Here is a 24,097-nt window from a genome sequence, read left to right as displayed (position 1 = left end):
TCGGCTCATCAGTAAAATAGAAAGATCGGATCAATTCATAGAGAAAAGCCATGAATCTGTCTGCCCGGCAATTGCGCGCGTTCGTGGCCCTGGCCGACGAAAAACACTTCACCCGGGCGGCCCAACGCTGCCACCTGACGCAGCCGGCCTTCAGCGCCCTGATCCGCCAACTGGAGGACAGCGCGGGCATGCGCCTGTTCGACCGCAACACGCGCCATGTGGAGCTGACGGTCGAGGGGCAAGTGCTGGACGCGACGGCGCGCAGGCTGCTGGCCGACATGGACCTGGTCATGGAGGATCTGCGCGACCACGCCGCCAGGCGTCGCGGACGGGTGGCGCTCGCGGCTTTGCCCTCGCTTGCCGCCGGCTGGCTGCCGGGGCTGCTGGCGCGTTTTCGCGAGTCCTATCCAGGCATCACGGTGGACCTGCGCGATGCCCTGCTGGATCCCTGCCTGGACCTGGTGCAGGCAGGGCAGGTGGATTTTGCGGTGGCCTCGCGACGGCCGGACATGAACGACCTGGAAAGCGAGTTCCTGCATGCGGACCGTTATTTTCTGGTCTGTCGCGCCGATCATCCGCTGGCAGGCGCGGGCCGCGCCCGGCTGCGCGACATCCTGCGCTATCCCATGATCCAGCTTGCGCGCGGCAGCAGCGTGCGCAAGCATCTGGACGCGGCCTTGGGGGCCGACGCACCGGCGCCGGTGTTCGAGGTCGAGCACCTGGCCACGGCAACGGGGTTGGTGCGCGCGGGGCTGGGCATCTCGGTGGTGCCGGCGATGACGCTGTTCCATTTCGGCGGCGCCGACCTGCGCATCATGCCGCTGGCCGGCAAGGCCCTGACCCGTCCGCTCTACCTGGTGCGGCGCAAGGGCCGCACGCTATCGGTCGCAGCGCAGGCCCTGTACGACCTGTTGCGGGAGCATCGGGGGGATATCGATAGCCCGGGATTGCCTGGTTTGGATTAGCCGGCTATCGGCTGGCCGACGCAGCGTTGGAACACCGCTTCCAGCGGCGCGTAGTCGCAGATCACGGCGGCGACGTTGGCGTCGACCCATTCCCGTTGCTCCACTGACCACCAACTGATCTCGTAGCCGGCATTGATGATGAGGTGTTCGAACAGGAGACGTTGAGCGCGCCCGTTGCCTTCACGGAAGGGGTGGATCATGTTCAAGTCGCCGTAGGCGACGGCTGCCTCGGCGATCAGCGCGGAGCGCGGCAGCTCCTTGAACCAGTTGGCCCGCGCCAGGGCCGCGAAAATCTTGTCGGCCTCGGGTTCGATCCTGCTTGTATTGCAGAAGCGCGTGCCGCCTTTTGAGATATCGATGGTGCGCAACTCGCCCGCCCAGTCGTAGAGATCCTGAAAGAGCGTGCGATGGAGTCGCTTCAGGTACGCGAGGTCGTAGGGAGGCAGGGAAAAATCGATCTGGCTGGCGGCGATCTCGGAAAGATCTTGCTCAGCCTGCGCGAGCAGCGCATCGTCCCGGATGTCCAGCCGGTTGCGCAGCGTGAAGCTGCCGGGGTAGCAGTACGGATCCTGTCCGGTGCCGTACTTGTCCAATGTCAGGCGGGCTTGCGATAGGCGCGCAACACCGTTTCGCGCGAGGGCAGTTCGCGCTTGGCGTCGGCGGGCGTGGCCGGGTAGCCTTCCAGGCGCATGCTGGCCGCGTAGTTGGAGCGGCGCACCTTTGCCCAGTAATCCAACTTGGCTTGCAGGCTGGTGTTCTTCAAGGGAAACGCCTCGTTTGAAATGCTGCGGGATAGCTTGATGATTATAACGAAGCTGCACTGGGCTTGGCTTGTCCGGCCCTGCGGCAAGTACTTCTGGTTCCGTCGTGCAGCCACCCTAGGGCATTCAGCCACTTTCGCAAATGTCTATTGCTGGATAAACTTCGATAGTTGTAGTTTCTATCCGACTTTCGAAGGATTCCGCCCATGAGCAAGCAAATCATCCATACCGACACCGCGCCCGCCGCGGTAGGCCCTTACTCGCAAGCGGTTGCCGTAAGCGGCACCAAGACTGTCTACCTCTCGGGCCAGATCGGCCTGGAGCCGGGCACTGGCGATCTGGTCTCCGAGAACTTCGATGCGCAGGTGCGTCAGGCTTTCGCCAACATGCAGGAAGTCATCAAGGCTGCCGGCGGCACGTTGGACAATGTGGTCAAGCTGACACTGTTCCTGACCGACCTGGGCAAGTTCACGGCCGCCAACGCCATCATGGCCGAGATCATTCCCCAGCCGTTCCCGGCGCGCTCGACCATCGGCGTGGCCAGCCTGCCCAAGGGCGCGCAGTTCGAAGTCGAAGCCATCCTGGTCCTGTAAGGCCCGTCCGGACTTTTCGATCCAGGGGTTCGTTTCTTCATGCCGGCCGCAGCCGCGGCTTCCAAGCGATCCGGCGCCGACAACAAAGGCGCCGGCCGTGCAATGACGGATACGGAGCGCAAGCTCCGTAACCTGGGTCTGGTGCTGCCCGAGGACTTCGTGCTGCACCTGCCGCTGCGCTACGAGGACGAAACCCGCATCATGCCGATCAGCGCCCTGCGGCCCGGTTTTGCCGGGCAGGTCGAGGGCGAGATCACCAAATCCGAGGTCCTCTACCGGCCCCGGCGCCAGCTGACCGCTACGCTGGCGGACGACAGCGGCGAACTGCAATTGCGCTGGCTGAACTTCTACCCCAGCCAGCAGAAGCAAGTCACCGTGGGCAAGCGCCTGCGTGCGCGCGGCGAGGTCCGCGGGGGCCTGTTCGGGCGCGAGATGGTGCATCCGCGCATGACCAATGCCGATGCGCCGCTGCCCACGGCGCTCACGCCGGTCTATCCCAGCACCGAAGGGCTGCCGCAACTGACGTTGCGCCGCGCCATCGCGCAGGCGCTGGACCGCGCCGACCTGTCCGACACCTTGCCCGACGAGGCGCGGGCGCGCTATGACCTGCCGCCGTTCGAGCCAGCCATCCGCGCGCTGCATACGCCTGCGCAGGGCGAGTCCGAGCAGGCCTTGCTGGACCGCGTGCATCCCGCCTGGCGGCGCATCAAGTTCGATGAGCTGCTCGCGCAGCAATTGTCGCTGGCGGCCGCGCGGGCCGCGCGCCGCATAAAGGAAGCCGAGTCGCTGCCCGTGCGCAACGAGGCCGGCGGCCTGGTCGCCAGGCTGTACGAAACCTTGCCGTTCAAACTGACTGGCGCGCAGGAGCGCGTGGTTCAGGAAATCTCCGCCGATCTGGCCAAGCCGTATCCCATGCATCGCTTGTTGCAGGGCGATGTGGGCAGCGGCAAGACGGTCGTGGCGGCCATCGCCGCCGCCCAGGCCATCGCCAGCGGCGCGCAGGTGGCGCTGATGGCGCCCACCGAAATTCTGGCCGAGCAACACTTCCGCAAACTGGTGTCGTGGCTGCAGCCATTGGGCGTGAATGTGGCCTGGCTGAGCGGCAGCCTGCCCGCCAAGGCGCGCCGTGAAGCGGCGGCCGCCGCCGCTGACGGCAGCGTGCAGTTGGTCGTGGGCACGCAGGCGCTGATCCAGGATCACGTCGAATTCCATCGCCTGGGCTTGTCCATCGTGGACGAGCAGCACCGCTTCGGCGTCGGACAGCGCCTGGCGCTGACGCGCAAGGGCGAAACCGTGCGCGGGCGCAATGTGCCGCACCAGCTCAACATGAGCGCGACGCCGATCCCGCGCACGCTGGCCATGACCTTCTTCGCCGATCTGGACGTGTCCGTCATCGACGAGCTGCCGCCGGGGCGCAGTCCCGTGCTGACCAAGCTGGTGTCGGACGCAAGGCGCGAGGAAGTCATCGCCCACATTGCCCAGGCCGCGCGCGGCGGGCAGCAGGCCTACTGGGTCTGTCCGCTGGTCGAGGAAAGCGAGGCCCTGGAACTCCAGACCGCCGTGGACACCTACGAAGGCATGCGGGTCGACCTGCCGGACCTGCGCATCGGGCTGGTGCACGGCCGGCTGCCGCAAGCCGAAAAGGCCGCCGTGATGCAGGCCTTCCGCGATGGCGAAGTCGACCTGCTGGTCGCCACCACTGTGATCGAAGTGGGCGTGGACGTGCCGAACGCCTCGCTCATGGTGATCGAACACGCCGAGCGTTTCGGACTGGCGCAACTGCATCAGCTGCGCGGCCGGGTAGGGCGCGGCACCGCCGAATCGGTCTGCGTGCTGCTCTATCAGACGCCGCTGTCGCAAGTGGCGCGCGAACGCCTGCGGGCCATGTTCGAGACCTCGGACGGTTTTGAAATCGCCCGCCGTGACCTGGAACAGCGCGGTCCGGGAGAGTTCCTGGGTACGCGCCAGTCCGGCATGGCGCTGCTGCGCTTCGCCGACCTGGAAACGGACGCGGCCATTGCCGAAGACGCGCGCGATGCCGCGGTCTGGCTGCGCGCCGAACATCCGGCCGCGGTCGAGGCGCACCTGGCGCGCTGGATGCGCGGGCGCGAGGATTTCCTGCGCACCTGACCATGCAGCCAGCCGCCAACCTTAATCTAGCAAGCGCCAGCCGCAAGGCTGGGGCATAACCCCCGGGGGCGTAGTCCACCATGACTCTCACCGAACTCAAGTACATCGTCGCCGTTGCGCGCGAACGGCATTTCGGCCGGGCGGCCGAGGCCTGTTTCGTCAGCCAGCCCACGCTCTCGGTAGCGATACGCAAGCTCGAGGACGAATTGGGCGTGACGCTGTTCGAGCGTGGCGGCGCCGAGGTCGGCGTCACCCCCATCGGCCAGCGCATCGTGGCGCAGGCGCAGAAGGTGCTGGAAGAAAGCGCCAGCATCAAGGAGATCGCGCGCCAGGGGCACGACCCGTTGGCCGGCCCCTTGCGCGTCGGCGTCATCCACACCATAGGTCCGTACCTGTTGCCGCGGCTGGTGCCGGAGCAGATCCGCCGCACCCCGCAGATGCCGCTGCTGCTGCAGGAGAATTTCACGGTGCGCCTGGTCGAGCTGCTGCGCCAGGGCGAGATCGATTGCGCCATCATGGCTTTGCCGCTGCCGGAGGCCGGCCTGGTCATGCAACCCTTGTACGACGAGCCCTTTGTGGTGGCCGTGCCCAATGACCACGAGCTCGCCCGGCGCCAGGCGATCGACGCGCAGGACCTGAAGCAGCAGACCATGCTGCTGCTGGGCAGCGGCCACTGCTTCCGCGACCAGGTGCTCGAAGTCTGTCCCGAGCTGTCGCGCTTTTCGGCGGCCAGCGACGGCATCCAGCGCACCTTCGAAGGCTCCTCGCTCGAGACCATCCGCCACATGGTCGCGGCCGGCATCGGCGTGACCGTGCTGCCCGTGACCGCGGTGCCGGAGCAGCCGCCTTCCAACAGCCTGCTGCGCTATCTGCCATTTGATGGCCACGTGCCGGAGCGCCGCGTGGTGTTGGCCTGGCGCCGCAGTTTCCCGCGGCTGGCCGCCATCGAGGCGCTGGCGCAAGCGGTCTATGCCTGCGAGCTGCCCGGCGTGAAGATGCTGACCGACGAGGTCGCGGCAGTGCAGGATTGATTCCCGGGCCGCTTTCAGGCGGCTTCGCGCGCGCGGTTTGCGCCGCGTCAAAAGGTCGCAGGACTGATTGATAAAAGCGGCGGATATTGCGGCATTTCGCCGTATTTGCAGTGTTATCCTTGTTTCGCACATTCATCCCTAGGAGCTAGCAATGGCCAAGTCCCCCAAGAAGACCTCCAGCGTTCCGCGCATCAACATCGGTATCTCGGACAAGGACCGCGCCGCAGTCGCCGGCGAACTGTCCAAGCTGCTGGCCGACTCGTACACGCTGTACCTGATGACGCACAATTTCCACTGGAACGTCACGGGGCCGATGTTCAACACGCTGCACCTGATGTTCATGACCCAGTACACGGAAGAGTGGAACGCGCTGGACAGCATCGCCGAGCGCATTCGCGCGCTGGGCCACTACGCGCCGGGCACCTACCGCGAATTCAGCAAGCTGTCCTCGATCGCCGAGCCGGACTCGGTGCCGGAAGCCCTGGAAATGGTGCGTCTGCTGGTGACCGCCAACGAATCCGTCGCCAAGACGGCGCGCGCCGCTTTCGAGAAGGCCGATGCCGCCAACGACCAGCCCACGGCCGACCTGCTGACGCAGCGCCTGGACGTGCACGAAAAGAACGCCTGGATGCTGCGCAGCCTGCTGCAGTGATAGCGGCCGACGCCACATGAAAAACGGAGCCTCGCGGCTCCGTTTTTTTCAGCATCGGAAATGAGTCAGGCCTGATGCGACAGCGGCCGTGCCGGTATGGGCGCGATCCGCTCGGGCGGCGGCGTCACCCGCCACACCGCGCGCCGGCGCAGCGCGCCCAGGAGCTTCAGGCCCTGCGGCCAGTCGTCCAGGCCGCTCTCGGCGTTGATGTGGCCAGCGCCCGGCACGACCACCAGCCGGCTGCCCCAATCGCGCGCAAACGCGCGGGCGCGTTCCAGCTGGCAATAGGGATCGTCGTCGCTCGCCACCACCACGCTTTGGAAGGGCAGGGAATGCCGTGGCACAGGTCCGAAGCTTCTCAAACAGGCGGGAGCATTTTCGCGTTCCACGTCGGCAGGCGCCACCAGCAGCGCGCCCGCGACCTTGGCGCGCAGCGGCACCGGCAGGGCGGCGCTGATCAGGCAACCCAGGCTGTGCGCGATCAGGAGCACGGGGCTGCGGGCCTCGTTCACCTCGGTCGCCAGCGCCGCGATCCATTCGCCGGGAGCCGGATGTTCCCAGTCGCGTTGCTCGACGCGGCGCGCATGCGGCAGCAGGGCCATCCAGCGCGATTGCCAGTGTTGCGGTCCGGAGTTTTTCCATCCGGGGACGATGATCGGTTGGAGTCTCATGGCGGCCATGATGCCGCGCGGCCTTAGTAACGCAAACGAATAAATCGTCTTTTGCATATACGCCAGCGGGCATAAGGGCGCACCCCGAACAATGCCGCAGCGCAATAATCGGACGGGTATCAAAGTGGTCGAAAACTGGTCTTAGAAGGGCAATTTTTCAGTGTATGCTTGCCGTGCAATCGCAATGCAACCGGGCGTGACCAGGGCCGAAACCCCTGCAAAGGGCAGTCCAGCAGGCATGCTTGGCCTGGAGATGATCCGGCGTCCGACCCGGTGCAAAAACTAACGATTACAAATCATTAGAGGAGTCCACACATGAAGCCAGTATTTCGTCTGACCCCGGTCATTGCAGCGCTGGGCGTCGCAGCCGGTCTGGCGTTTGCCTCGGGAGCGCAAGCGCAAACCATCAAGATCGGCGTCGTCGGCCCCACCACCGGCGCGGTCACGCAGTATGGCGATATGGTCCGTGAAGGGGTCGATACCGCAGTCGAGCGCATCAACGCCGCCGGCGGCATCAACGGCAAGAAGCTGGAAACCGTCGTGATCGACGACGGCTGCGAACCCAAGCAAGGCCCGGTCGCCGCCAACCGCGTGGTCAACAGCAAGATCGGTTTCGTCGTCGGCCACGTCTGCTCGGGCGCCACCATCGCCGCCGCCGACGTCTACAACAATGAAGGCGTGGTCATGGTCACGCCGTCCGCCACGTCGCCGGCCCTGACCGACGGCAAGAACTACGAGTTCATCTTCCGCACCATCGGCCGCGACGACCAGCAAGGTCCTGCCGCCGCCAAGTTCATCCTGGACAAGATCAAGCCCAAGAAGGTCGCCGTGCTGCATGACAAGCAGTCCTACGGCCAGGGCATCGCCACCGCGGTCAAGAACGACCTGGAGAAGGGCGGCGTGGCCGTCGCCGTGTTCGAAGGCATCAACGCCGGCGACAGCGACTACTCGGCCGTCATCACCAAGCTGAAGAGCCAGGGCGTGGACTTTGTCTATTACGGCGGCTACCACCCTGAAATGGGCCTGCTGCTGCGCCAGGCGGCTGAACAGGGCGTGAAGGCCAAGTGGATGGGCCCGGAAGGCACGGGCAACCCCGACATCAACGCCATCGCCGGCGACGCCGTCGAAGGCATGCTGTTGACGCTGCCGGCCGACTTCACCCAGAACGCCGCCAACGCCGACATCGTCAAGGCCTTCGAAGCCAAGAAGCGCAACGCCAGCGGCGCCTTCCAGATGACCGCCTACACGGCCACCCAGGTCATCGCGGACGGCATCAAGGGCGCTGGCAGCGACGACCCGACCAAGGTCGCCAAGTACCTGCACGCCAATTCCTTCGATACGCCGATCGGCAAGGTGTCCTGGAACAAGCAGGGTGACCTGACGAACTTCCAGTTCGACGTGTTCACCTGGCACAAGGACGGTTCCAAGACCGTCTACAAGTAAGTCCAGGCGCGGGCCGCCGGCCCGCGAGACCGGCGGCCCCCCTGGCGGTTCCGCAGGAAACCGGGCCGGAAGCGACAGTCTTCCGGCCCGGTTTTTTTGTTCTTCCGACGGCCCGGGAACCGGCTCGGCGCGTTCCGGTCGAACGCGCGCCCGCCGCATTTGCGTAGAATGCGGCGCCATCGACCTCACTTTTTCTGTCTGGACACCATGACCAAGGCCTTGTTAGTCGAAGACGATCCGAAACTATCGCGCCTGATCGCGCAGTTCCTGGAGCAGCACGGTTTCCATGTTGCCCAGGCCTACCGCGGCGATCACGCGGTGGAGGCATTCCGCAGGCATGACCCGGCCATTACCATTCTGGACCTGATGCTGCCCGGCCGTGACGGCCTGCAGGTCTGCCGTGATCTGCGCGCGTTTTCATCAGCCCCCATCCTCATGCTGACGGCCCGCGAGGACGACCTGGACCAGATCCTGGGCCTGGAGTCGGGCGCGGACGACTACGTCATCAAGCCCGTGGAGCCGCGCGTGCTGCTGGCGCGGGTGCGGGCGCTGCTGCGCCGGCACAGCCAGCTGGACGAGCCGCCGGAGCGCCTGGAGTTCGGTCCGCTGGTCATAGACCGGCGTACGCGCGCCGTGGTGCATGCCGGTTCCGAAGTGGACCTGACCACAATGGAGTTCGAGATGCTCTGGGCGCTGGCCAGCCAGGCCGGCCAGGTGCTGACCCGCGACGACTTGCTCAATGCGGTGCGCGGCATCGAATTCAACGGACTGGACCGCAGCGTCGACGTCTGCGTCAGCAAGCTGCGGCGCAAGCTGGATGACGACCCGCGCGATCCGGCGCGCATCAAGACCGTGTGGGGCAAGGGCTATCTGTTCTCGCCCAAGGCGCACGAGGGCGGTGATGCTTAAGTTTGTCCTGCGGCTGTTCGTGGTGCTGGCGGTGGGCTTCGTCATTTCCAACGAAGTCGTGGACCGATCCGCCAACTACTTCTTCGAACCCGTCAGCGACGCCTACGCGCGCGAAGCGGTGCGGGGCCAGATCCACAGCCTGGTGCAGGAACTGAGCCGCGTGCCGCCATCCGAGCGCGAGGCGCACGTGCGCGACGCGCTGGCGCCGTACTACGGCCTGGCGCTCAAGGTGGTCGACGCCGAAAGCTACGGCGCCACCGAGGACGAGCGCGCCATGGTGGAGTCCGGCAGTTTCTTCGTGCGCGACAAGCAGCAGACCTTTGTGGCGGCGATTCCCGGTCCGGGCAGGCAATGGCTGGAGGTCAAGCTGCCGCCCGAGCCGGACATCGGCCCCTGGCTGATGGCCGCGGTGTATTCCGCCCTGGGCCTGTTGCTGTGCGCCTTCATGCTGGTGTGGGCGCTGCCCATCTGGCGCGACCTGGAGGCCCTGAAGACCGCCGCCCTGCGCATGGGCCAGGGCGACCTGCAAGCCCGGGCGCGCCTGTCGCGCCATTCCAGCATCCGCAACCTGGGCGACACCTTCAACCAGATGTCAGACCGCATCAGCGCGCTGGTGGGCAACCAGCGCGACCTGACCAATGCCGTGTCGCACGAGCTGCGCACGCCGATCGCGCGCCTGTCGTTCGAACTGGACATGATGGACCGCGAGGACGACCCAGCCGCACGCAAGCGCCTGGTCGAGGAAATGAAGAGCGACGTGGCCGAACTGGACGCCATGGCCTCGGAATTGCTGATGTACGCGCGCCTGGAACACAAGGGCGACGGCGTGGCGCTGCAGTCGCAGGACGCGCGCGGCTGGCTGGATTCGGTGGTGCAGCATGCCGGCTTCGAGGCCGGCGTGTCGGGCGTGCGCTGCGAAGTGGCACTGTGCCAGGTGCCCGAGGTGCACTTGCACCAACGCTACATGACGCGCGCCTTGCTCAACCTGCTGCAGAACGCCATCCGGCACGCCGGCCGGCAGGTCCAGGTCAGCTTGATCAGCCCGGGCGCGCGCGAGTACGTGCTGATCGTGGACGACGACGGCCCCGGCATCCCGCCTGCCGACCGCGAGCGGATCTTCGAACCTTTCATCCGTCTGGACGAAAGCCGCGACCGCGGGACGGGTGGGGCGGGGTTGGGCCTGGCCATCGTGAGCCGGGTGGCTCGCTGGCACAACGGGACCGTGCAGGCAAGCGACAGCCCCTTGGGCGGCGCGCGTTTCGTGGTTACCTGGAAGACCGCCTGAAGCCTGGCGGGGTGCGGCGCGGCACAACGTAAACAAACTTCACAATCCGCCGCCGCAATCTTCACAAACTCCATACAAAGCGGGAAAGATCGCGGGCAGGCGCCTGGATAGCATGACGGCAGTTCTCTTCAGAGGCCTTGCCGCAAGCCATGTTTTCCCTCAGCCGCCTGGTTGCCGTAGGTATGTTGCTGGTCGCCGCGGGCGGTTGCCAGGGCGTTCCTCCCGACGCGCCGCCGCCGATCGCCCAGGGCGACTACAAGGCGGTGGTGGGTTACCTGGCCCAGCGCATCCCCTATGACATGGACGCTTCCGACGTGCCGGGCCTGTCGATCGCAATCGTCGACGACCAGCGCGTGGTGTGGAGCACGGGCTTCGGCTACGCGGACCCGCTGCGCCACCGCAGCGCCACCAGCGACACGCTGTACCGCGTAGGGACCATCACCAAGATCGTCACGGCCGCGGGCGTGCTGCGCGCCGCCGATGACGGGCGTCTGGCGCTGGACCAGCCGGCCTCGCAGGCGCTGCCCGATTGGGACATCCAGCCGCGCCGCGGCGCCATGCAATGGCTGGGCACGCATCCCTTCACCGCCCGCAATCTGCTGGCCGTGCACCCAGGATCGTTGGAAGACACCATGGGACGCGCGCGCGCTGACATGGCCTACGCCCTGCTGGGGGACATGGTTGCGCATGTGGCGAGCGAACCGTTCGACACCTACGTGCGCCGCACCATCCTGCAGCCGCTGAACATGCCGCGCGCCGGGTTCCATCCCGATCCGCGCATGCTCGAACTGCGCGCCTCGGGCCACCGTCGCGGCGCGCCCTGGACCGAAGCGCCTCAGCCCAACGAAGCGGCCGACGGCCTTTGGCTCAGCACTTCGGAGATGGCGCGCTTCTCCAGCATGCTTTTTGCCGACGGTCTTTACCAAGGCCGACGCGTGCTGAATGCCGACTCGGCCCGCGCCGTGCTCGACATGGAAACGGTGGAAGGCGGGTTGGCGCTGGAATGCCGCCTGGCCTTGTCCTGGCTGGCTGCGCCCTGTGGCGACGATATCGCCGGCACGCCATTGCGCCTGCATAGCGGCGCCACTGAAGCCTTCCATTCGCGTCTGGTGCTGGCGCCGCGCGACAAGCTGGCGGTGCTGGTCATGAGCAATTCCGACACCAGCGAGTCCTTGGTGGCCTCGGTGTCGACGATGGCGATGGCGCTGATGCGCCAGGCCAAGCAGGGCGCAATCACCCAATAGATGGGGCCGTTCCCGGCTCCACGGTTTTACCCCCCCTCAACCTCGTTTCTTGGAAGCTGTTATGAAGCGAAAAATCCGTTCCACCCTGTTTACGCGCGGCGCCGGCGCTGCTTGCCTGCTGGCTTTAGTCCCGGGACTGTCCCTGGCCGATGACGCTGCGAACAGTTCCGTCTACGGCCAGCGCGGGGCCAGCTCGCGCGGGTTGACGGTGGCGACGGGGGAGGGGCCGGCCGACGAATGGCTGTTCTACGGCACGCTGGGCGCGGGCTACGCGCCGCGCTACAGCGGCAGCGACGAGTATTCCGCCGTGCCGATCATCGGCCTGGGCCTGCGCAGCCCCGGTGGCTTCTTCCTCAGCACCGACCACGGCCTGGGCTGGGAAACCCAGGCGCTGGACAGCACGTTCCGCTTTTATCTTGCGCCCAGCGCTTCGCGCAAGGACCACAAGAAGGGGTTCCAGGGATCGGACAAGCTGCGCGGCATGGGCGACATCGAAAGCCGCGCGCAGATCGGCATGGACGCTGAAACGACGATAGGCCCAGTGACCCTGTCGGCAACGGTGGCGCATGCATTCAAGAAGGGCGACAACCGCGACGTAGGCAGCGCTTACACCATGTTCAACCTGGGAGCCAGCACCACCGTGTACGAGGGTGGCGCCGGGGCGATTTCGCTGGCGCTGTCCGGCACTTTCGGCGACGGCAATTACATGCGCACCTGGTATGGCGTCAGCGGCAACCAGTCGGCAAAGTCCGGCTATCGCAAGTACACGCCCAAGGGCGGTCTGGAAAGCGTGGGCCTGGGCGCGACCTGGGCCGTGCCGCTCTCCAAGTCCTGGTCGTGGACCACGTCGGCGGAAGCGCGGCGCCTGTACGGCGACGCGGCGGACAGTCCCATCGTGCGGGATCGCGCGCAGTACACCATCGGCACCATGATGACGTACACGTATTGATCGGGGGGAAGCCCGTTCCCGGCCGGGAGCGGGTGAGACGGAAGCGGGCGGGCGCAGCCGCCGCTTCCGTCCAGCGATGGCTTTACAGGCCTTGCACGCGGCGGCCGCTGTCGGCCTCGAACCAGTGCAGCGGATGGCGGCCGTCCGGGCCCAGGCTGACGCGGTCGCCGACCTTGGCCGACGACTCGGACAGCTGGCGCGTGGTGCAACGCACGACCAGCATGTTCTTGCCGCAGCGGCTGTGGACCAGCTGTTCGGAACCCAGCGTTTCGACCATTTCGACTTCGGCCGGCACGCCCTGGGTGTTCAGCAGCATGTGCTCGGGACGCATGCCCATGATGATCTTGCGGCCGCGCACTTGCGAGGGCACCTGCAGCGGCGAGATGTCCAGCGCGATGCCGTCCAGCGTCTGCACCGTGCCGTCGCCCGCGACGTTGACTTCCATCAGGTTCATCGGCGGCGAACCGATGAAGCCGGCGACGAAGGTCGAGGCGGGCTTTTCGAACACTTCCATCGGCGTGCCGATCTGCTCGGGCACGCCCTGGTACATGACGATCATGCGGTGGGCCAGCGTCATGGCCTCGACCTGGTCGTGGGTCACGTACAGGCTGGTGGTGCCCAGGCGGCGATGCAGCTTCATGATTTCCAGGCGCATCGCCACGCGCAGCTTGGCGTCCAGGTTCGACAGCGGTTCGTCGAACAGGAACACCTTGGGTTCGCGCACGATGGCGCGGCCCATGGCCACGCGCTGGCGCTGGCCGCCGGACAGGGCGCGCGGGCGGCGGTCCAGCAGGTGACCGAGTTCCAGGATCTGCGCGGCCGCGTCCACGCGCTTCTTGATCTCGTCCTTGGAGAACTTGCGGATCTTCAAGCCGTAGGCCATGTTCTCGAACACGGTCATGTGCGGGTAGAGCGCGTAGTTCTGGAACACCATCGCGATGTCGCGCTCGGCGGGTTCCAGGTTGTTTACGACCTTGTCGTCGATGACGATTTCGCCGCCGGTGACGGTTTCCAGGCCGGCGACCATGCGCATCAGCGTGGATTTGCCGCAGCCCGAGGGGCCGACGATGACGATGAATTCACCGTCCTTGACGTCCATGTCGATGCCATGGATGACCGGCACATTGCCGGCATAGGTTTTCTTGACGTTGCGAAAGCTGAGAGTAGCCATGAGTTATTCGTGTTCGGAGTCGTGTTCGGGTGGGCGAGGGCGGGTGACCGTCACTTTTCAGTGTCGACCAGACCCTTGACGAACCATTTCTGCATCAGGATGACGACCAGCGCGGGCGGGATCATCGCAAGCATGGCGGTGGCCATGGTGATGTTCCATTCGGTCACGCTGTCGCCGCCGCTGATCATCCGCTTGATGCCGATGACGACGGGGTACATGTCTTCCTGCGTGGTCACGAGCAGCGGCCACAGGTATTGGTTCCAGCCGTAGATGAACTGGATTACGAACAGCGCGGCGATGCTGGTCTTGGACAAGGGCAGCAGCACGTCGCGGAAGAAGCGCACCGGACCCGCGCCGTCGATGCGCGCGGCCTCGATCAGCTCGTCCGGCACCGTCAGGAAGAACTGGCGGAACAGGAAGGTGGCGGTTGCCGAGGCGATCAGCGGCAAGGTCAACCCGGCGTAGCTGTTGAGCAGGCCGAGGTCGGCCACCACCTTGTAGGTGGGCGCGATACGGACTTCGACCGGCAACATCAGGGTGACGAAGATCATCCAGAAGAAGAACATGCGGCCGGGGAAGCGGAAATACACCACCGCGAAAGCCGACAGCAGCGAGATGGCGATCTTGCCGATGGAAATCGCCAGCGCCATGATCAGGCTGACGTACATCATGCGGCCCACGGGCGCGCCCGACGAACCGCCGGACGAGCCGCCGAACAGCGCCTGCATGTAGTTGTCGACGAAATGCTTGCCGGGGATGAGGGACATCGGCGCGGACGCCACTTCCTGCGCGGTCTGGGTGGACGCGACGAAAGTGACGTAGAGCGGAAATGCCACCATCGCCACGCCGCAGAGCAGAATGACGTGGGCCAGAATATCCAGCCAGGGACGGCGTTCAACCATTGTTTATAGCCTCGGACAAAATCAATACTGCACTTTGCGGTCGACGTAGCGGAACTGCACGACCGTCAAGGCAATCACAATGAACATCAGCACCACCGACTGCGCCGCGGACGAACCGAGGTCCAGGCCGCGGAAGCCGTCGCTGTACACCTTGTAGACCAGGATGGAGGTCGACGTGCCCGGACCGCCCTGCGTGGTCGTGTCCACCACGGCAAAGGTGTCGAAGAAGGCGTAGATGATGTTGACCACCAGCAGGAAGAACGTGGTGGGCGAGAGCAACGGGAACACGATGCTCCAGAAGCGGCGCGACGGGCTTGCGCCGTCGATCGCGGCGGCTTCGATGAGCGAGCGCGGAATCGATTGCAGGCCGGCCAGGAAGAACAGGAAGTTGTACGACACCTGCTTCCACACGGCGGCGATCAGCACCAGGGTCATGGCCTGGTTGCCGTCCAGGCGCGGGTTCCAGTCGACGCCGGCATGGCGCAGGGCCACGGCCAGGATGCCGACGGAAGGCGAAAACAGGAACAGCCACAGCACGCCGACCACGGCGGGCGCCACGGCGTAGGGCCAGATCAGCAGCGTCTTGTAGAGGCCGGCGCCGCGGATGACGCGATCTGCCATGACGGCCAGCAGCAAGGACACGCCCAAACCGACCACTGCCACGAGGATCGAGAATACGGCGGTGACGCGGAAGGAATCCAGGTAGGCCTGTTGCGAAAACAGGTCCATGAAGTTGTCCAGTCCGACGAACTCGGAGGACAGTCCGAATGCATCTTCCAGCCGCAGCGATTGCCACATGGCCTGGCCGGCCGGCAGGAAGAAGAAGACCACGGTAATGATGATCTGCGGCAGGAGCAGCAGATAGGGCAAGGTCTTGTGCCCGAATACAACGCGTTTTTCCATAGGGGGAACCCAAGGTACAGAAAAGCGGCGGTTGGAGTAACCGCCGCCTGAAACCGCCTTCGTAAAATACGAGAGGCTTAAAGCCCTAAAAACCGCAGGGCCTTAAGCCTTGTACTGCCTGGCGCAAAACAGCCCAAGTCCTTGTCACGGCATGGAAAATACCGATTGACAGGACCGGGCCGGTATCGCGGAAGGGCGTTACTTTACACTCTTCTCGAACTTTTCCAGCAGCTCGTTGCCGCGCTTGACGATGTTGTCGGCGCCGTCCTTGGCGCTGACCTTGCCCGAAACGACGCGTTCGATTTCGGCGTCTTCGATTTCACGGATCTGCGGCAGGAAGCCCAGGCGCAGGCCGCGCGATTGCGCGGTGGTTTCGACGTTCAGCTGCTTGACGCCGACTTCGGTGCCCGGGTTCTTGTCGTAGAAGCCGTCCTTCTTGGTCAGCTCGTAGGCAGCCTTGGTGACGGGCACGTAGCCGGTCTGCTGGTGCCAGCGGGCGGCGATTTCCGGGCTGGCCAGGAACTTGAAGAACGCGGTCACGCCCTTGTAGGTTTCCGGCTTCTTGTTGGCGAAGACCCACAGCGAAGCGCCGCCGATGATGGTGTTCTGCGGCGCGCCTTGCACGTCGGCGTAGTAGGGCAGGGTCGAGGTGCCGAATTCGAACTTGGCGTTCTTGGCGATGTTGGCGCGCAGGCCGGACGAACCGGTGATCATGGCGCACTTGCCGCTGATGAACAGCGAGTTCGGCTCGTCGCCGCGGCCGCCGTACATGAAGATGCCTTCCTTGCCCAGCTTGGCCAGGTTTTCCAGGTGGCGCACGTGCAGCGGGGTGTTGATGGCGATGCGGGCGTCCAGGCCGCCGAAACCGTTGTCCTTGGTGGCGTACGGCACGTTATGCCAGGCCGAGAACGTTTCCAGCTGGACCCACGACGGCCAGGAGGTGGTGTAGCCGCATTCCTGACCTGCGGCCTTCAGCTTCTGGCCGGCGGCGGCCAGCTCTTCCCAGGTCTTGGGCGGCTTGTCGGCGTCCAGGCCGGCCTTCTTGAAGGCGTCCTTGTTGTAGTAGAACACCACGGTCGAGCTGTTGAAGGGCATCGACACCAGCTTGCCGTCGGCCGACGAGTAGTAGCCGGCCACGGCGCCGATGAATTCCTTCGGATCGATCGGGTTGCCGACTTCTTCCGACATCTGCTGCACCGGCTTGATGGCGCCCTTGGCGTACATCATGGTGGCGGTGCCGACTTCGAACACCTGGAGGATGTCCGGGGCGTTGCCGGCGCGGAACGCGGCGATGCCGGCGTTCATGGATTCACCGTAGTTGCCCTTGTAGACTGCCTTGACTTGGTAGTCGGGGTTCTTTTTGTTGAATTCGTCGACCAGGCCGTTCACGCGATCGCCCAGCGCGCCTTCCATCGAGTGCCAGAATTGGATCTCGGTGGCGGCATGCGCGGAGGCGCCTGCAAAAGCCGTCATGATGGCGGCAAAGGTTAAGGCAATACGGTGGGATCGCATAGAGAGGTTCCTCCAGTTGGGCGTGACGCGACCGGGTTGTCCGGGCGCAGAAAACACGACACCTTATGAATTGTTTGTGACAAAACCGTGACTTTCACATCACTCCAAACGCCTGTCAAATTGCGCGTTTTAGGCGCGAACGAACATTTTTCTTTTTTTTCCCAACGAGAACTCCCGTTTACAATCGGCTCCTATGAAAAACGAACTTTCGATTGCGTTCATCGGCGGCGGCAATATGGCCGCTGCCCTGGCCTCGGGCCTGGCCGGCAAAGTATGCGCCGCCGGCAACATACATGTCATTGACATAAACCAGGATTCGCATGCCGCCTGGCAGGCCCGCGGCATGACCACCGCGACGGCTCCGGGCGAGGCCCTGGCGCGGTGCCGCGTCTGGGTGTTCGCTGTCAAGCCACAGAACATGAAGGACGTTGTGGCTTCCACGCGTCAATGGTTGCGCGAAGACACTTTGGTGGTAAGCGTGGCGGCCGGTATCCGCGCCGATACGCTGGCGGCCTGGCTCGGTACGCCCGAGGCGCCGTTCAAGCGCCTGGTGCGCTGCATGCCGAACACGCCGGCCCTGGTGGGCGCCGGCATTACCGGCCTGGCGGCGCTGGACGGGGTGGACGCTGCCGACCGCGACCTGGCGGCGCGATTGCTGTCCAGCGTGGGTGAAGTGGTGTGGGTCGCCGATGACGCCGCGCTTGATGGCGTGACGGCCTTGTCGGGCAGCGGCCCGGCTTATGTATTCCTGTTTCTGGAAGCGCTGGTGGCGGGCGGCCAGAAGGTCGGCCTGACGGCAGAACAGGCCAAGCAACTGGCATTGGGCACGCTGGCCGGGGCGACGCGCCTTGCCGCCGAGTCCTCTGAACCGCTGGCCACCCTGCGTGAACGTGTCACCTCCAAGGGCGGCACCACGGCGGCGGCGCTCAATGCGTTCGGCGCGGCCGGGTTTGCCGCCATCGTCGAAGACGCCATGGCGGCCGCCGCCCGACGCTCGCGCGAGCTGGCGGAGGAGTTCGGCAAATGACAGCCACGGACGGGGGCACAGGCTCCCGGCGCTTTGCGCTCATGAGCCGGCCGCAGTTCGCCATTGCCGTGCTGTGCATGCTGGTGGTGGTGGTCGGCTCGAACATCCTGGTGCAGGTGCCGCTGAACGATTGGTTGACCTGGGGCGGGTTGTCCTATCCGGTCGCCTTCCTGGTCACGGACGTGCTGAACCGCCGGTTCGGCCCGGCGGCCGCGCGCAGGGTGGTCTGGTTCGGCTTTGCCGCCGCCCTGGTGGTGTCGGTATGGGTGGCCTCGCCGCGCATCGCGCTGGCTTCGGGTCTGGCCTATATCTGCGCGCAACTGGTGGACATTCAGGTGTTCGACCGATTGCGCGACCAGCGCTGGTGGCGCGCGCCCCTGGTGTCGGGCGTGCTCGGCGCCATCCTGGATACGGCCGTGTTCTTCAGCGTTGCATTCGCGGCGACCGGCGCGCCCTGGATGACATGGATGATGGGCGACCTGGCGATCAAGCTCGCGGTCAATATCAGCATGCTGGCGCCGTTCCGCGCGCTGATGTGGAATCTGGCCAAGCCGGCCAATGCCTGACCAGGCGGCGGGGCGCCTGCGGTTTTCGGGCCGCCCCGCGCTTGAATTCAGTGAATAACTACGCACGTTAATTATTATTCGTAAGTCCTGCGTAAGCACTGTATTTAAATGCGTCTTTAAACGGCGTATTAATCGCCCGCGATATATATCTCGAAGCACAATTTCGCGTGGCGCGCCAGATGATAAATACGATTTTCTTGCGGATTCTCCAACGATTTCAGAGGTTTGCCCCGGCTATCCGTCACGATTAAAGGCGCGCGCCTAAATATTGGGGATTACACGCAGTGACAGTATGACGGCTTGCTTTCAGAATACCGGCCACACCGTGTTTTTGCCCAAGAAGCCGGCGACGGGCGACGAGGATTAACGGATTACCCAACCGATAAACCGCGTCGGACAGAGCCGCTCAAAACCTCGCTGGAGAACTCCGCATGAAGTTTCTGAATCGCCTTACCCCGGTAGCCATGGCGCTTGGGGCACTTGCCTTGGCTGGCGCCGCGCACGCCGCCGACACGATCAAGATCGGCATTCCCCAGCCCATGACCGGCCCCAATACGCAATACGGCGACCAGATCCAGGCCGGCGCATTGACCGCGATCGAGACCATCAACGCCAAGGGCGGCGTCAAGGGCAAGAAGCTCGAACCCATCCTCATCGACGACGGCTGCGAACCCAAGCAGGCCGTGCCGGCCGCCAACCGCGTGGTCAATTCCGGCGCCAAGTTCGCCGTGGCCCATGCGTGCTCGGGCGTGACCGTGGCCGCCGTGAAGGTCTACGAGGAAGAGGGCATCGTCGGCATCACCCCGGGGGCGACCTCGCCGCTGGTCACCGACACGATCAAGCCGCATTTCTTCTTCCGCACCATCGGCCGCGACGACCAGCAAGGCCCGTACGCCGCCAACTACATCGCCAAGACCCTGAAGCCCAAGAAGGTCGCCGTGCTGCATGACAAGCAGACCTACGGTTCGGGCGTGGCCACCCAGGTCCGCGATTCGCTGGGCAAGGAAGGCGTGAACGTCGCCATGTTCGAAGGCATCAACGTCGGCGACAGCGACTACTCGGCCATCATCACCAAGCTCAAGTCGGCTGGCGTGGATCTGGTCTATTTCGGCGGCTACCACCCCGAACTGGGTCTGTTGCTGCGCCAGTCGCGTGAACAGGGCCTGAAGGTCCAGTTCATGGGTCCGGAAGGCACCGCCAACCAGGATCTGGTGGCGATCGCCGGCCCGGCCATCGACGGCCTGCTGGTCACGCTGCCGGCCGACTTCACCAAGCTGCCCGGCAACGAGAGCATCGTGAAGGCCTTCAAGGACGCCAAGCGCGATCCGGACGGCGCCTTCCAGATGCCGGCGTACGCCGCCGTGCAGATCCTGGCCGACAGCATCAACGCGGTGGGCGAAGACCCCGCCAAGGTGGCTGACTACATGCACAAGACCAAGTTCTCCACCGGCATCGGCCCGGTCGAGTACGACGCCAAGGGCGACCTGAAGAACTTCGAGTTCGCCGTCTACAAATGGGATAAGGACGGCAAGAAGACCCAGCTGTAAACTCGCGATCCCGCCGGCGTCGCCGGCGTGTAGGGCCTGTCGTCCTCGTTCTGCCGTAATCCGCGTAGCGAAGCGCCAAAAGCGCTGTGCGGCCGGCGGGCGCAGATGCCAGGCCCTTATAAAATACGCCCAGGTTTCCGGCTCCGGGTCTCTCCACCGGGGCCGGAACCATTTGGAGCAAGAGAAATAATGTCTGACCTCATACCCCAACTTACCCAGCAATTCTTCAACGGATTGTCTCTGGGCGCGATCTATGCGTTGATTGCCATCGGCTACACAATGGTCTACGGCATCATCGGTATGATCAACTTCGCTCACGGCGAAATCTACATGATCGGCGCCTATGTCGGCCTGGTCACCCTGACGGCCATCGGCACCAATAGCGGCTTGCCGATACCGTTCATCATCGCGGCCATGCTGGTCGTGGCCATCGTGGTCACGGGCATCTACGGTTTCAGCGTCGAGCGCGTCGCCTACCGGCCCGTGCGCGGCAGCCCCCGTCTGGTGGCTCTGATCTCGGCCATCGGCATGTCGATCTTCCTGCAGAACTGGGTGGCCCTGGGCCAGGGCGCGCGCGACATGGCCGTGCCATCGCTGGTGTCCGGCGCCGTGCAGTTCCACATGGGCTCCGACTTCGACGTCACCGTGCCGTATTCGCGCATCATGATCATCGTGGTCACTGTGGTGCTGATGATCGGGCTGACGCTGTTCATCAAGTATTCCCGCATGGGCCGCGCCTCGCGCGCCTGCTCGCAGGACATGCACATGGCGAACCTGCTGGGCATCGACACCAACCGCGTGATCTCGTTCACCTTCGTGATGGGCGCGATCCTGGCAGCGGTGGGCGGCGTGCTGATCGCCATCACCATCGGCAAGCTCAACCCCTTCATCGGCTTTCTTGCCGGCATCAAGGCCTTTACCGCGGCGGTGCTGGGCGGCATCGGCAGCATCCCCGGCGCCATGCTGGGCGGCGTGCTGCTCGGGCTGGCCGAGACCTTCGCGGCTGCCTACATCTCCTCACAGTACAAGGACATCGTGGCGTTCTCGCTGCTGATCCTGATCCTGCTGTTCCGTCCCACCGGGCTGTTGGGCAAACCTGAGGTGGAAAAAGTCTGATGTCGAACAACAATCTGAAAAACGCCACGATGGCGGCCGTGCTGACGGCTGTCATCGTCACCCCCGTCTTCGGCCTGCAGCTGATCCGGCAGGGCGCCCGCACCACGATGGAATCGAACTGGTCGCTGGTGGCGATTGCCGCCGCCATCGTGTTCGTGTTCCAGTTGCTGCGCCCCTGGATCGCCAAGCCGTTCCAGAAGCTGAAGACGGGCCTGCCGACCTTGCCGGCCGCGCCGGCCAAGAGCCACAAGCCGCTCGCCATTCTGCTGTTGGCCATCGCGGTCATCTGGCCGTTCTTCGCCGGGCGCAGCTCGGTGGACATCGCCACGCTGGTGCTGATCTACGTGATGCTGGGCCTGGGCCTGAACATCGTGGTGGGTTTTGCCGGCCTGCTGGACCTGGGCTTCGTGGGCTTTTACGCCGTCGGCGCCTATACCTACGCCTTGCTGTACCACTGGGGCGGCTGGAGCTTCTGGGAAGCGCTGCCGTTCTCGGGCGCCATGGCCGCGCTGTTCGGTTTCATCCTGGGCTTTCCGGTATTGCGGTTGCGCGGCGACTACCTCGCCATCGTGACGCTGGGCTTTGGTGAAATGATCCGCCTCTTGCTGATCAACCTGAACACGCTGACCGGCGGTCCGGACGGCATCTCGGGCATTCCCAAGCCGACGGTGTTCGGCCTGGAAATGACGCGTCGCGCCAGCACCGAAGGCGGCACCACTTTCCATGAATTCATGGGCTGGAATTTCCAGAACCAGGACATGGTGGTGTACCTGTACCTCATGGCGCTGCTGCTGGCGCTGGTGACGCTGTTCGTATCCACCCGGCTGATCCGCATGCCGGTTGGACGCGCATGGGAAGCGCTGCGCGAGGACGAGATCGCCTGCCGTTCGCTGGGGCTGAATCCCACGCGGATCAAGCTGTCGGCGTTCACGCTGGGCGCCATGTTCGCCGGTTTTGGCGGCGCGTTCTTCGCGGCGCGCCAGGGCATGGTGAATCCGGAGTCCTTCACCTTCATCGAATCGGCGCTGATCCTGGCCATCGTGGTGCTGGGCGGCATGGGCTCGCAGGTGGGCGTGATCCTGGCGGCCGTGCTGCTGACGGTGCTGCCGGAAGTGGCGCGCGAATTCGCCGAATACCGGATGCTGATGTTCGGCCTGGTGATGGTATTGATGATGATGTGGCGTCCGCAGGGGTTGTTGCCCATGAAGCGTCCCCATGTGGAGTTGGCTAAATGAGCGAGGCATTGCTGAAAGTATCCGGGCTCACCATGCGGTTCGGCGGCCTGTTGGCCGTGGACAGCGTGGCGTTCGAAGTCAAATCCGACGAGGTGTTCGCCATCATCGGCCCCAACGGGGCAGGCAAGACCACGGTGTTCAACTGCGTGGGCGGCTTCTATGCGCCGACGGCGGGCGACATCACCATGGACGGCAAGGCCATCACCGGTCTGCCCAGCCACAAGGTGGCGCGCCATGGGCTGGTGCGCACGTTCCAGAACGTGCGCCTGTTCAAGCAGCTGACCGTGCTGGAGAACCTGCTGGTGGCGCAGCACACCCAGGTGGAGTCGCGGCTTTTGCCGGGCCTGCTCAAGCTCAAGTCCTATCGCCAGTCCGAGACCGACGCGCTGACGCGCGCCGCGCAATGGCTGGATTTCATGGGCTTGCGCGAGTTCGCCAACCGTGAGGCGGGCAACCTGGCCTACGGCCACCAGCGCCGCCTGGAGATCGCGCGCTGCATGATCACCAAGCCGCGTCTGCTGATGCTGGACGAACCGGCGGCGGGCCTGAACCCTCAGGAAAAGCGCGATCTGCAGTCGCTGATCGACCAGTTGCGGCGCGAATTCGGCGTCGCGGTGCTGCTGATCGAGCACGACATGAGCCTGATCATGGGCATTTCCGACCGCATCCTGGTCATGGAGCACGGCAAGCCCATCACTACCGGCACCCCCGAGCAGGTGCGCAACGACGAGCGCGTCATCAAGGCGTACCTGGGGGAAGAGTAATGCTTAAGCTGGATAACATTCATACCTACTACGGCGCCATCCAGGCGTTGAACGGGGTGTCGGTGGAGGTCAACAAGGGCGAGATCGTCACGCTGATCGGAGCCAACGGCGCGGGCAAGACGACGCTGCTGATGACCGTCTGCGGCAACCCGCGGGCACGCGAAGGCACGATCACGTTCGAGGGCGAGGACATCACCCACAAGGACACGCACCACATCATGCGCAATGGCATCGCCATTTCGCCGGAAGGGCGGCGGGTCTTCAAGGACCTGACCGTTGCCGAGAACCTGATGATGGGCGGCTTTTTCGCCAAGCGCGATGAGATCCAGGCGGGCATCGACCACGTGTACGGGCTGTTTCCGCGCTTGAAAGAACGCGCCAGCCAACGCGCTGGCCTGATGTCGGGCGGCGAGCAGCAGATGCTGGCCATCGGCCGCGCGCTGATGACGCGTCCGCGCCTGTTGCTGCTGGACGAACCGACGCTGGGCCTGGCCCCGCTGGTGATCGCCCAGATTTTCGACATCATCCGCGAGATCCGCGAACAGGGCGTGACGGTGTTCCTGGTCGAACAGAACGCCAACAAGGCGCTGGGCGTGGCCGACCGCGGCTATGTGCTGGAAAACGGACGCGTGGTGTTGCAGGACACTGGCGCCAACCTGCTGGTCAACGACCAGGTGCGCAAGGCGTATCTGGGAGGTTGATTGCTGTTCCCCGCGAAGGG

Annotated in this window: 24 protein-coding genes; 17 read left to right on the top strand and 7 right to left on the bottom strand. The window is 64.8% G+C overall.

The window, feature by feature from the left end:
* Positions 1 to 50 precede the first annotated feature (50 nt).
* Positions 51 to 965 carry a LysR family transcriptional regulator gene (locus DXK93_RS25825; protein ID WP_119451579.1) on the top strand — a complete coding sequence of 305 codons (915 nt, stop codon included), beginning with the start codon at positions 51 to 53 and terminating at the stop codon, positions 963 to 965.
* Here DXK93_RS25825 and DXK93_RS25820 read toward each other — a convergent pair.
* Both DXK93_RS25820 and DXK93_RS25815 read right to left on the bottom strand, forming a co-directional pair.
* Positions 962 to 1,558, bottom strand: coding sequence for a putative adenosine monophosphate-protein transferase Fic (locus DXK93_RS25820; protein WP_119451578.1), 597 nt, complete (start codon positions 1,556 to 1,558; stop codon positions 962 to 964). The genes DXK93_RS25825 and DXK93_RS25820 overlap by 4 nt on opposite strands.
* Before the next feature lie 2 nt (positions 1,559 to 1,560).
* Positions 1,561 to 1,728 carry a YhfG family protein gene (locus tag DXK93_RS25815; protein ID WP_119451577.1) on the bottom strand — a complete coding sequence of 56 codons (168 nt, stop codon included), beginning with the start codon at positions 1,726 to 1,728 and terminating at the stop codon, positions 1,561 to 1,563.
* 204 nt (positions 1,729 to 1,932) lie between these two features.
* Here DXK93_RS25815 and DXK93_RS25810 point away from each other — a divergent pair, with 204 nt between their 5' ends.
* The 4 genes from DXK93_RS25810 (at position 1,933) to DXK93_RS25795 (ending at position 6,132) form a co-directional block, all read left to right on the top strand.
* Entirely contained in the window at positions 1,933 to 2,319 is a 387-nt protein-coding gene (locus DXK93_RS25810; RefSeq protein ID WP_013393965.1) for a Rid family detoxifying hydrolase, read from the top strand.
* 39 nt (positions 2,320 to 2,358) lie between these two features.
* Complete coding sequence (recG, locus tag DXK93_RS25805) at positions 2,359 to 4,449, top strand: ATP-dependent DNA helicase RecG (RefSeq protein ID WP_119451576.1); 2,091 nt, start codon at positions 2,359 to 2,361, stop codon at positions 4,447 to 4,449.
* A gap of 80 nt (positions 4,450 to 4,529) precedes the next feature.
* Positions 4,530 to 5,480, top strand: coding sequence for a LysR substrate-binding domain-containing protein (locus DXK93_RS25800; RefSeq protein WP_054454135.1), 951 nt, complete (start codon positions 4,530 to 4,532; stop codon positions 5,478 to 5,480).
* 151 nt (positions 5,481 to 5,631) lie between these two features.
* Complete coding sequence (locus DXK93_RS25795) at positions 5,632 to 6,132, top strand: Dps family protein (protein ID WP_054454138.1); 501 nt, start codon at positions 5,632 to 5,634, stop codon at positions 6,130 to 6,132.
* A gap of 65 nt (positions 6,133 to 6,197) precedes the next feature.
* Here DXK93_RS25795 and DXK93_RS25790 read toward each other — a convergent pair whose 3' ends face one another.
* Positions 6,198 to 6,803: an alpha/beta hydrolase gene (locus tag DXK93_RS25790; protein ID WP_054454834.1), complete on the bottom strand. Its 606-nt coding sequence runs from the start codon at positions 6,801 to 6,803 to the stop codon at positions 6,198 to 6,200.
* Between the two features lie 315 nt (positions 6,804 to 7,118).
* Between DXK93_RS25790 and DXK93_RS25785 the strand changes: the two genes are divergently transcribed.
* The 5 genes from DXK93_RS25785 (at position 7,119) to DXK93_RS25765 (ending at position 12,633) form a co-directional block, all read left to right on the top strand.
* Positions 7,119 to 8,246: a branched-chain amino acid ABC transporter substrate-binding protein gene (locus DXK93_RS25785; protein WP_054454141.1), complete on the top strand. Its 1,128-nt coding sequence runs from the start codon at positions 7,119 to 7,121 to the stop codon at positions 8,244 to 8,246.
* A 207-nt stretch (positions 8,247 to 8,453) separates the two neighbouring features.
* On the top strand, positions 8,454 to 9,155 hold the full coding sequence (locus tag DXK93_RS25780; RefSeq protein ID WP_082400978.1) for a response regulator: 702 nt from the start codon (positions 8,454 to 8,456) through the stop codon (positions 9,153 to 9,155).
* A complete protein-coding gene (locus DXK93_RS25775; protein ID WP_119451575.1) occupies positions 9,148 to 10,440 on the top strand; it encodes an ATP-binding protein in 1,293 nt (430 codons plus the stop codon). Before DXK93_RS25780 ends, DXK93_RS25775 begins: the two co-directional genes overlap by 8 nt.
* Before the next feature lie 149 nt (positions 10,441 to 10,589).
* Complete coding sequence (locus tag DXK93_RS25770) at positions 10,590 to 11,684, top strand: serine hydrolase (RefSeq protein ID WP_199728332.1); 1,095 nt, start codon at positions 10,590 to 10,592, stop codon at positions 11,682 to 11,684.
* Between the two features lie 61 nt (positions 11,685 to 11,745).
* The gene (locus DXK93_RS25765; protein WP_119451574.1) at positions 11,746 to 12,633 is read left to right on the top strand and encodes a MipA/OmpV family protein; all 888 of its coding nucleotides are present in this window, start codon (positions 11,746 to 11,748) and stop codon (positions 12,631 to 12,633) included.
* An 82-nt stretch (positions 12,634 to 12,715) separates the two neighbouring features.
* Here DXK93_RS25765 and DXK93_RS25760 read toward each other — a convergent pair whose 3' ends face one another.
* The 4 genes from DXK93_RS25760 to ugpB form a co-directional block, all read right to left on the bottom strand.
* Positions 12,716 to 13,804 (bottom strand): sn-glycerol-3-phosphate import ATP-binding protein UgpC, encoded by a 1,089-nt coding sequence (locus DXK93_RS25760; RefSeq protein WP_054454148.1) that lies wholly within the window; start codon positions 13,802 to 13,804, stop codon positions 12,716 to 12,718.
* Between the two features lie 50 nt (positions 13,805 to 13,854).
* Positions 13,855 to 14,706, bottom strand: coding sequence for a sn-glycerol-3-phosphate ABC transporter permease UgpE (gene ugpE, locus DXK93_RS25755; protein ID WP_013393954.1), 852 nt, complete (start codon positions 14,704 to 14,706; stop codon positions 13,855 to 13,857).
* Between the two features lie 21 nt (positions 14,707 to 14,727).
* Complete coding sequence (ugpA, locus tag DXK93_RS25750) at positions 14,728 to 15,609, bottom strand: sn-glycerol-3-phosphate ABC transporter permease UgpA (RefSeq protein ID WP_054454150.1); 882 nt, start codon at positions 15,607 to 15,609, stop codon at positions 14,728 to 14,730.
* Positions 15,610 to 15,807: 198 nt separating this feature from the next.
* A complete protein-coding gene (ugpB, locus tag DXK93_RS25745) occupies positions 15,808 to 17,121 on the bottom strand; it encodes a sn-glycerol-3-phosphate ABC transporter substrate-binding protein UgpB (RefSeq protein WP_054454152.1) in 1,314 nt (437 codons plus the stop codon).
* A gap of 193 nt (positions 17,122 to 17,314) precedes the next feature.
* Between ugpB and proC the strand changes: the two genes are divergently transcribed.
* The 7 genes from proC (at position 17,315) to DXK93_RS25710 (ending at position 24,077) form a co-directional block, all read left to right on the top strand.
* Positions 17,315 to 18,148: a pyrroline-5-carboxylate reductase gene (gene proC, locus DXK93_RS25740; RefSeq protein ID WP_054454155.1), complete on the top strand. Its 834-nt coding sequence runs from the start codon at positions 17,315 to 17,317 to the stop codon at positions 18,146 to 18,148.
* Positions 18,145 to 18,714 carry a queuosine precursor transporter gene (locus tag DXK93_RS25735; protein WP_370127624.1) on the top strand — a complete coding sequence of 190 codons (570 nt, stop codon included), beginning with the start codon at positions 18,145 to 18,147 and terminating at the stop codon, positions 18,712 to 18,714. Before proC ends, DXK93_RS25735 begins: the two co-directional genes overlap by 4 nt.
* 431 nt (positions 18,715 to 19,145) lie before the next feature.
* Complete coding sequence (locus DXK93_RS25730) at positions 19,146 to 20,261, top strand: high-affinity branched-chain amino acid ABC transporter substrate-binding protein (protein WP_054454159.1); 1,116 nt, start codon at positions 19,146 to 19,148, stop codon at positions 20,259 to 20,261.
* 189 nt (positions 20,262 to 20,450) lie between these two features.
* Positions 20,451 to 21,377 carry a high-affinity branched-chain amino acid ABC transporter permease LivH gene (livH, locus tag DXK93_RS25725; RefSeq protein ID WP_054454161.1) on the top strand — a complete coding sequence of 309 codons (927 nt, stop codon included), beginning with the start codon at positions 20,451 to 20,453 and terminating at the stop codon, positions 21,375 to 21,377.
* Complete coding sequence (locus DXK93_RS25720) at positions 21,377 to 22,612, top strand: high-affinity branched-chain amino acid ABC transporter permease LivM (protein WP_054454162.1); 1,236 nt, start codon at positions 21,377 to 21,379, stop codon at positions 22,610 to 22,612. Before livH ends, DXK93_RS25720 begins: the two co-directional genes overlap by 1 nt.
* The gene (livG, locus tag DXK93_RS25715) at positions 22,609 to 23,376 is read left to right on the top strand and encodes a high-affinity branched-chain amino acid ABC transporter ATP-binding protein LivG (protein WP_119451572.1); all 768 of its coding nucleotides are present in this window, start codon (positions 22,609 to 22,611) and stop codon (positions 23,374 to 23,376) included. Before DXK93_RS25720 ends, livG begins: the two co-directional genes overlap by 4 nt.
* Positions 23,376 to 24,077, top strand: a complete 702-nt coding sequence (locus DXK93_RS25710; RefSeq protein WP_054454165.1) for an ABC transporter ATP-binding protein — start codon at positions 23,376 to 23,378, stop codon at positions 24,075 to 24,077. Before livG ends, DXK93_RS25710 begins: the two co-directional genes overlap by 1 nt.
* Positions 24,078 to 24,097 lie beyond the last annotated feature (20 nt).

This window comes from Achromobacter sp. K91, from assembly GCF_003576205.1.
In the GTDB taxonomy this organism is placed as follows: domain Bacteria; phylum Pseudomonadota; class Gammaproteobacteria; order Burkholderiales; family Burkholderiaceae_B; genus Achromobacter; species Achromobacter aegrifaciens.
This window is presented reverse-complemented; position numbering and strand designations above follow the sequence as displayed.

Bases quoted from the DNA above. Each gene is read 5' to 3' on its own strand.
- DXK93_RS25795 (WP_054454138.1), top strand. From the start codon at position 5,632: ATGGCCAAGTCCCCCAAGAAGACCTCCAGCGTTCCGCGCATCAACATC.
- DXK93_RS25825 (WP_119451579.1), top strand. From the start codon at position 51: ATGAATCTGTCTGCCCGGCAATTGCGCGCGTTCGTGGCCCTGGCCGAC.
- livH (WP_054454161.1), top strand. From the start codon at position 20,451: ATGTCTGACCTCATACCCCAACTTACCCAGCAATTCTTCAACGGATTG.
- DXK93_RS25765 (WP_119451574.1), top strand. From the start codon at position 11,746: ATGAAGCGAAAAATCCGTTCCACCCTGTTTACGCGCGGCGCCGGCGCT.
- DXK93_RS25710 (WP_054454165.1), top strand. From the start codon at position 23,376: ATGCTTAAGCTGGATAACATTCATACCTACTACGGCGCCATCCAGGCG.
- livG (WP_119451572.1), top strand. From the start codon at position 22,609: ATGAGCGAGGCATTGCTGAAAGTATCCGGGCTCACCATGCGGTTCGGC.
- DXK93_RS25735 (WP_370127624.1), top strand. From the start codon at position 18,145: ATGACAGCCACGGACGGGGGCACAGGCTCCCGGCGCTTTGCGCTCATG.
- DXK93_RS25730 (WP_054454159.1), top strand. From the start codon at position 19,146: ATGAAGTTTCTGAATCGCCTTACCCCGGTAGCCATGGCGCTTGGGGCA.
- DXK93_RS25800 (WP_054454135.1), top strand. From the start codon at position 4,530: ATGACTCTCACCGAACTCAAGTACATCGTCGCCGTTGCGCGCGAACGG.
- DXK93_RS25790 (WP_054454834.1), bottom strand. From the start codon at position 6,803: ATGAGACTCCAACCGATCATCGTCCCCGGATGGAAAAACTCCGGACCG.
- DXK93_RS25785 (WP_054454141.1), top strand. From the start codon at position 7,119: ATGAAGCCAGTATTTCGTCTGACCCCGGTCATTGCAGCGCTGGGCGTC.
- DXK93_RS25775 (WP_119451575.1), top strand. From the start codon at position 9,148: ATGCTTAAGTTTGTCCTGCGGCTGTTCGTGGTGCTGGCGGTGGGCTTC.
- DXK93_RS25810 (WP_013393965.1), top strand. From the start codon at position 1,933: ATGAGCAAGCAAATCATCCATACCGACACCGCGCCCGCCGCGGTAGGC.
- ugpB (WP_054454152.1), bottom strand. From the start codon at position 17,121: ATGCGATCCCACCGTATTGCCTTAACCTTTGCCGCCATCATGACGGCT.
- proC (WP_054454155.1), top strand. From the start codon at position 17,315: ATGAAAAACGAACTTTCGATTGCGTTCATCGGCGGCGGCAATATGGCC.
- recG (WP_119451576.1), top strand. From the start codon at position 2,359: ATGCCGGCCGCAGCCGCGGCTTCCAAGCGATCCGGCGCCGACAACAAA.
- DXK93_RS25720 (WP_054454162.1), top strand. From the start codon at position 21,377: ATGTCGAACAACAATCTGAAAAACGCCACGATGGCGGCCGTGCTGACG.
- DXK93_RS25760 (WP_054454148.1), bottom strand. From the start codon at position 13,804: ATGGCTACTCTCAGCTTTCGCAACGTCAAGAAAACCTATGCCGGCAAT.
- DXK93_RS25770 (WP_199728332.1), top strand. From the start codon at position 10,590: ATGTTTTCCCTCAGCCGCCTGGTTGCCGTAGGTATGTTGCTGGTCGCC.
- ugpA (WP_054454150.1), bottom strand. From the start codon at position 15,609: ATGGAAAAACGCGTTGTATTCGGGCACAAGACCTTGCCCTATCTGCTG.
- DXK93_RS25780 (WP_082400978.1), top strand. From the start codon at position 8,454: ATGACCAAGGCCTTGTTAGTCGAAGACGATCCGAAACTATCGCGCCTG.
- ugpE (WP_013393954.1), bottom strand. From the start codon at position 14,706: ATGGTTGAACGCCGTCCCTGGCTGGATATTCTGGCCCACGTCATTCTG.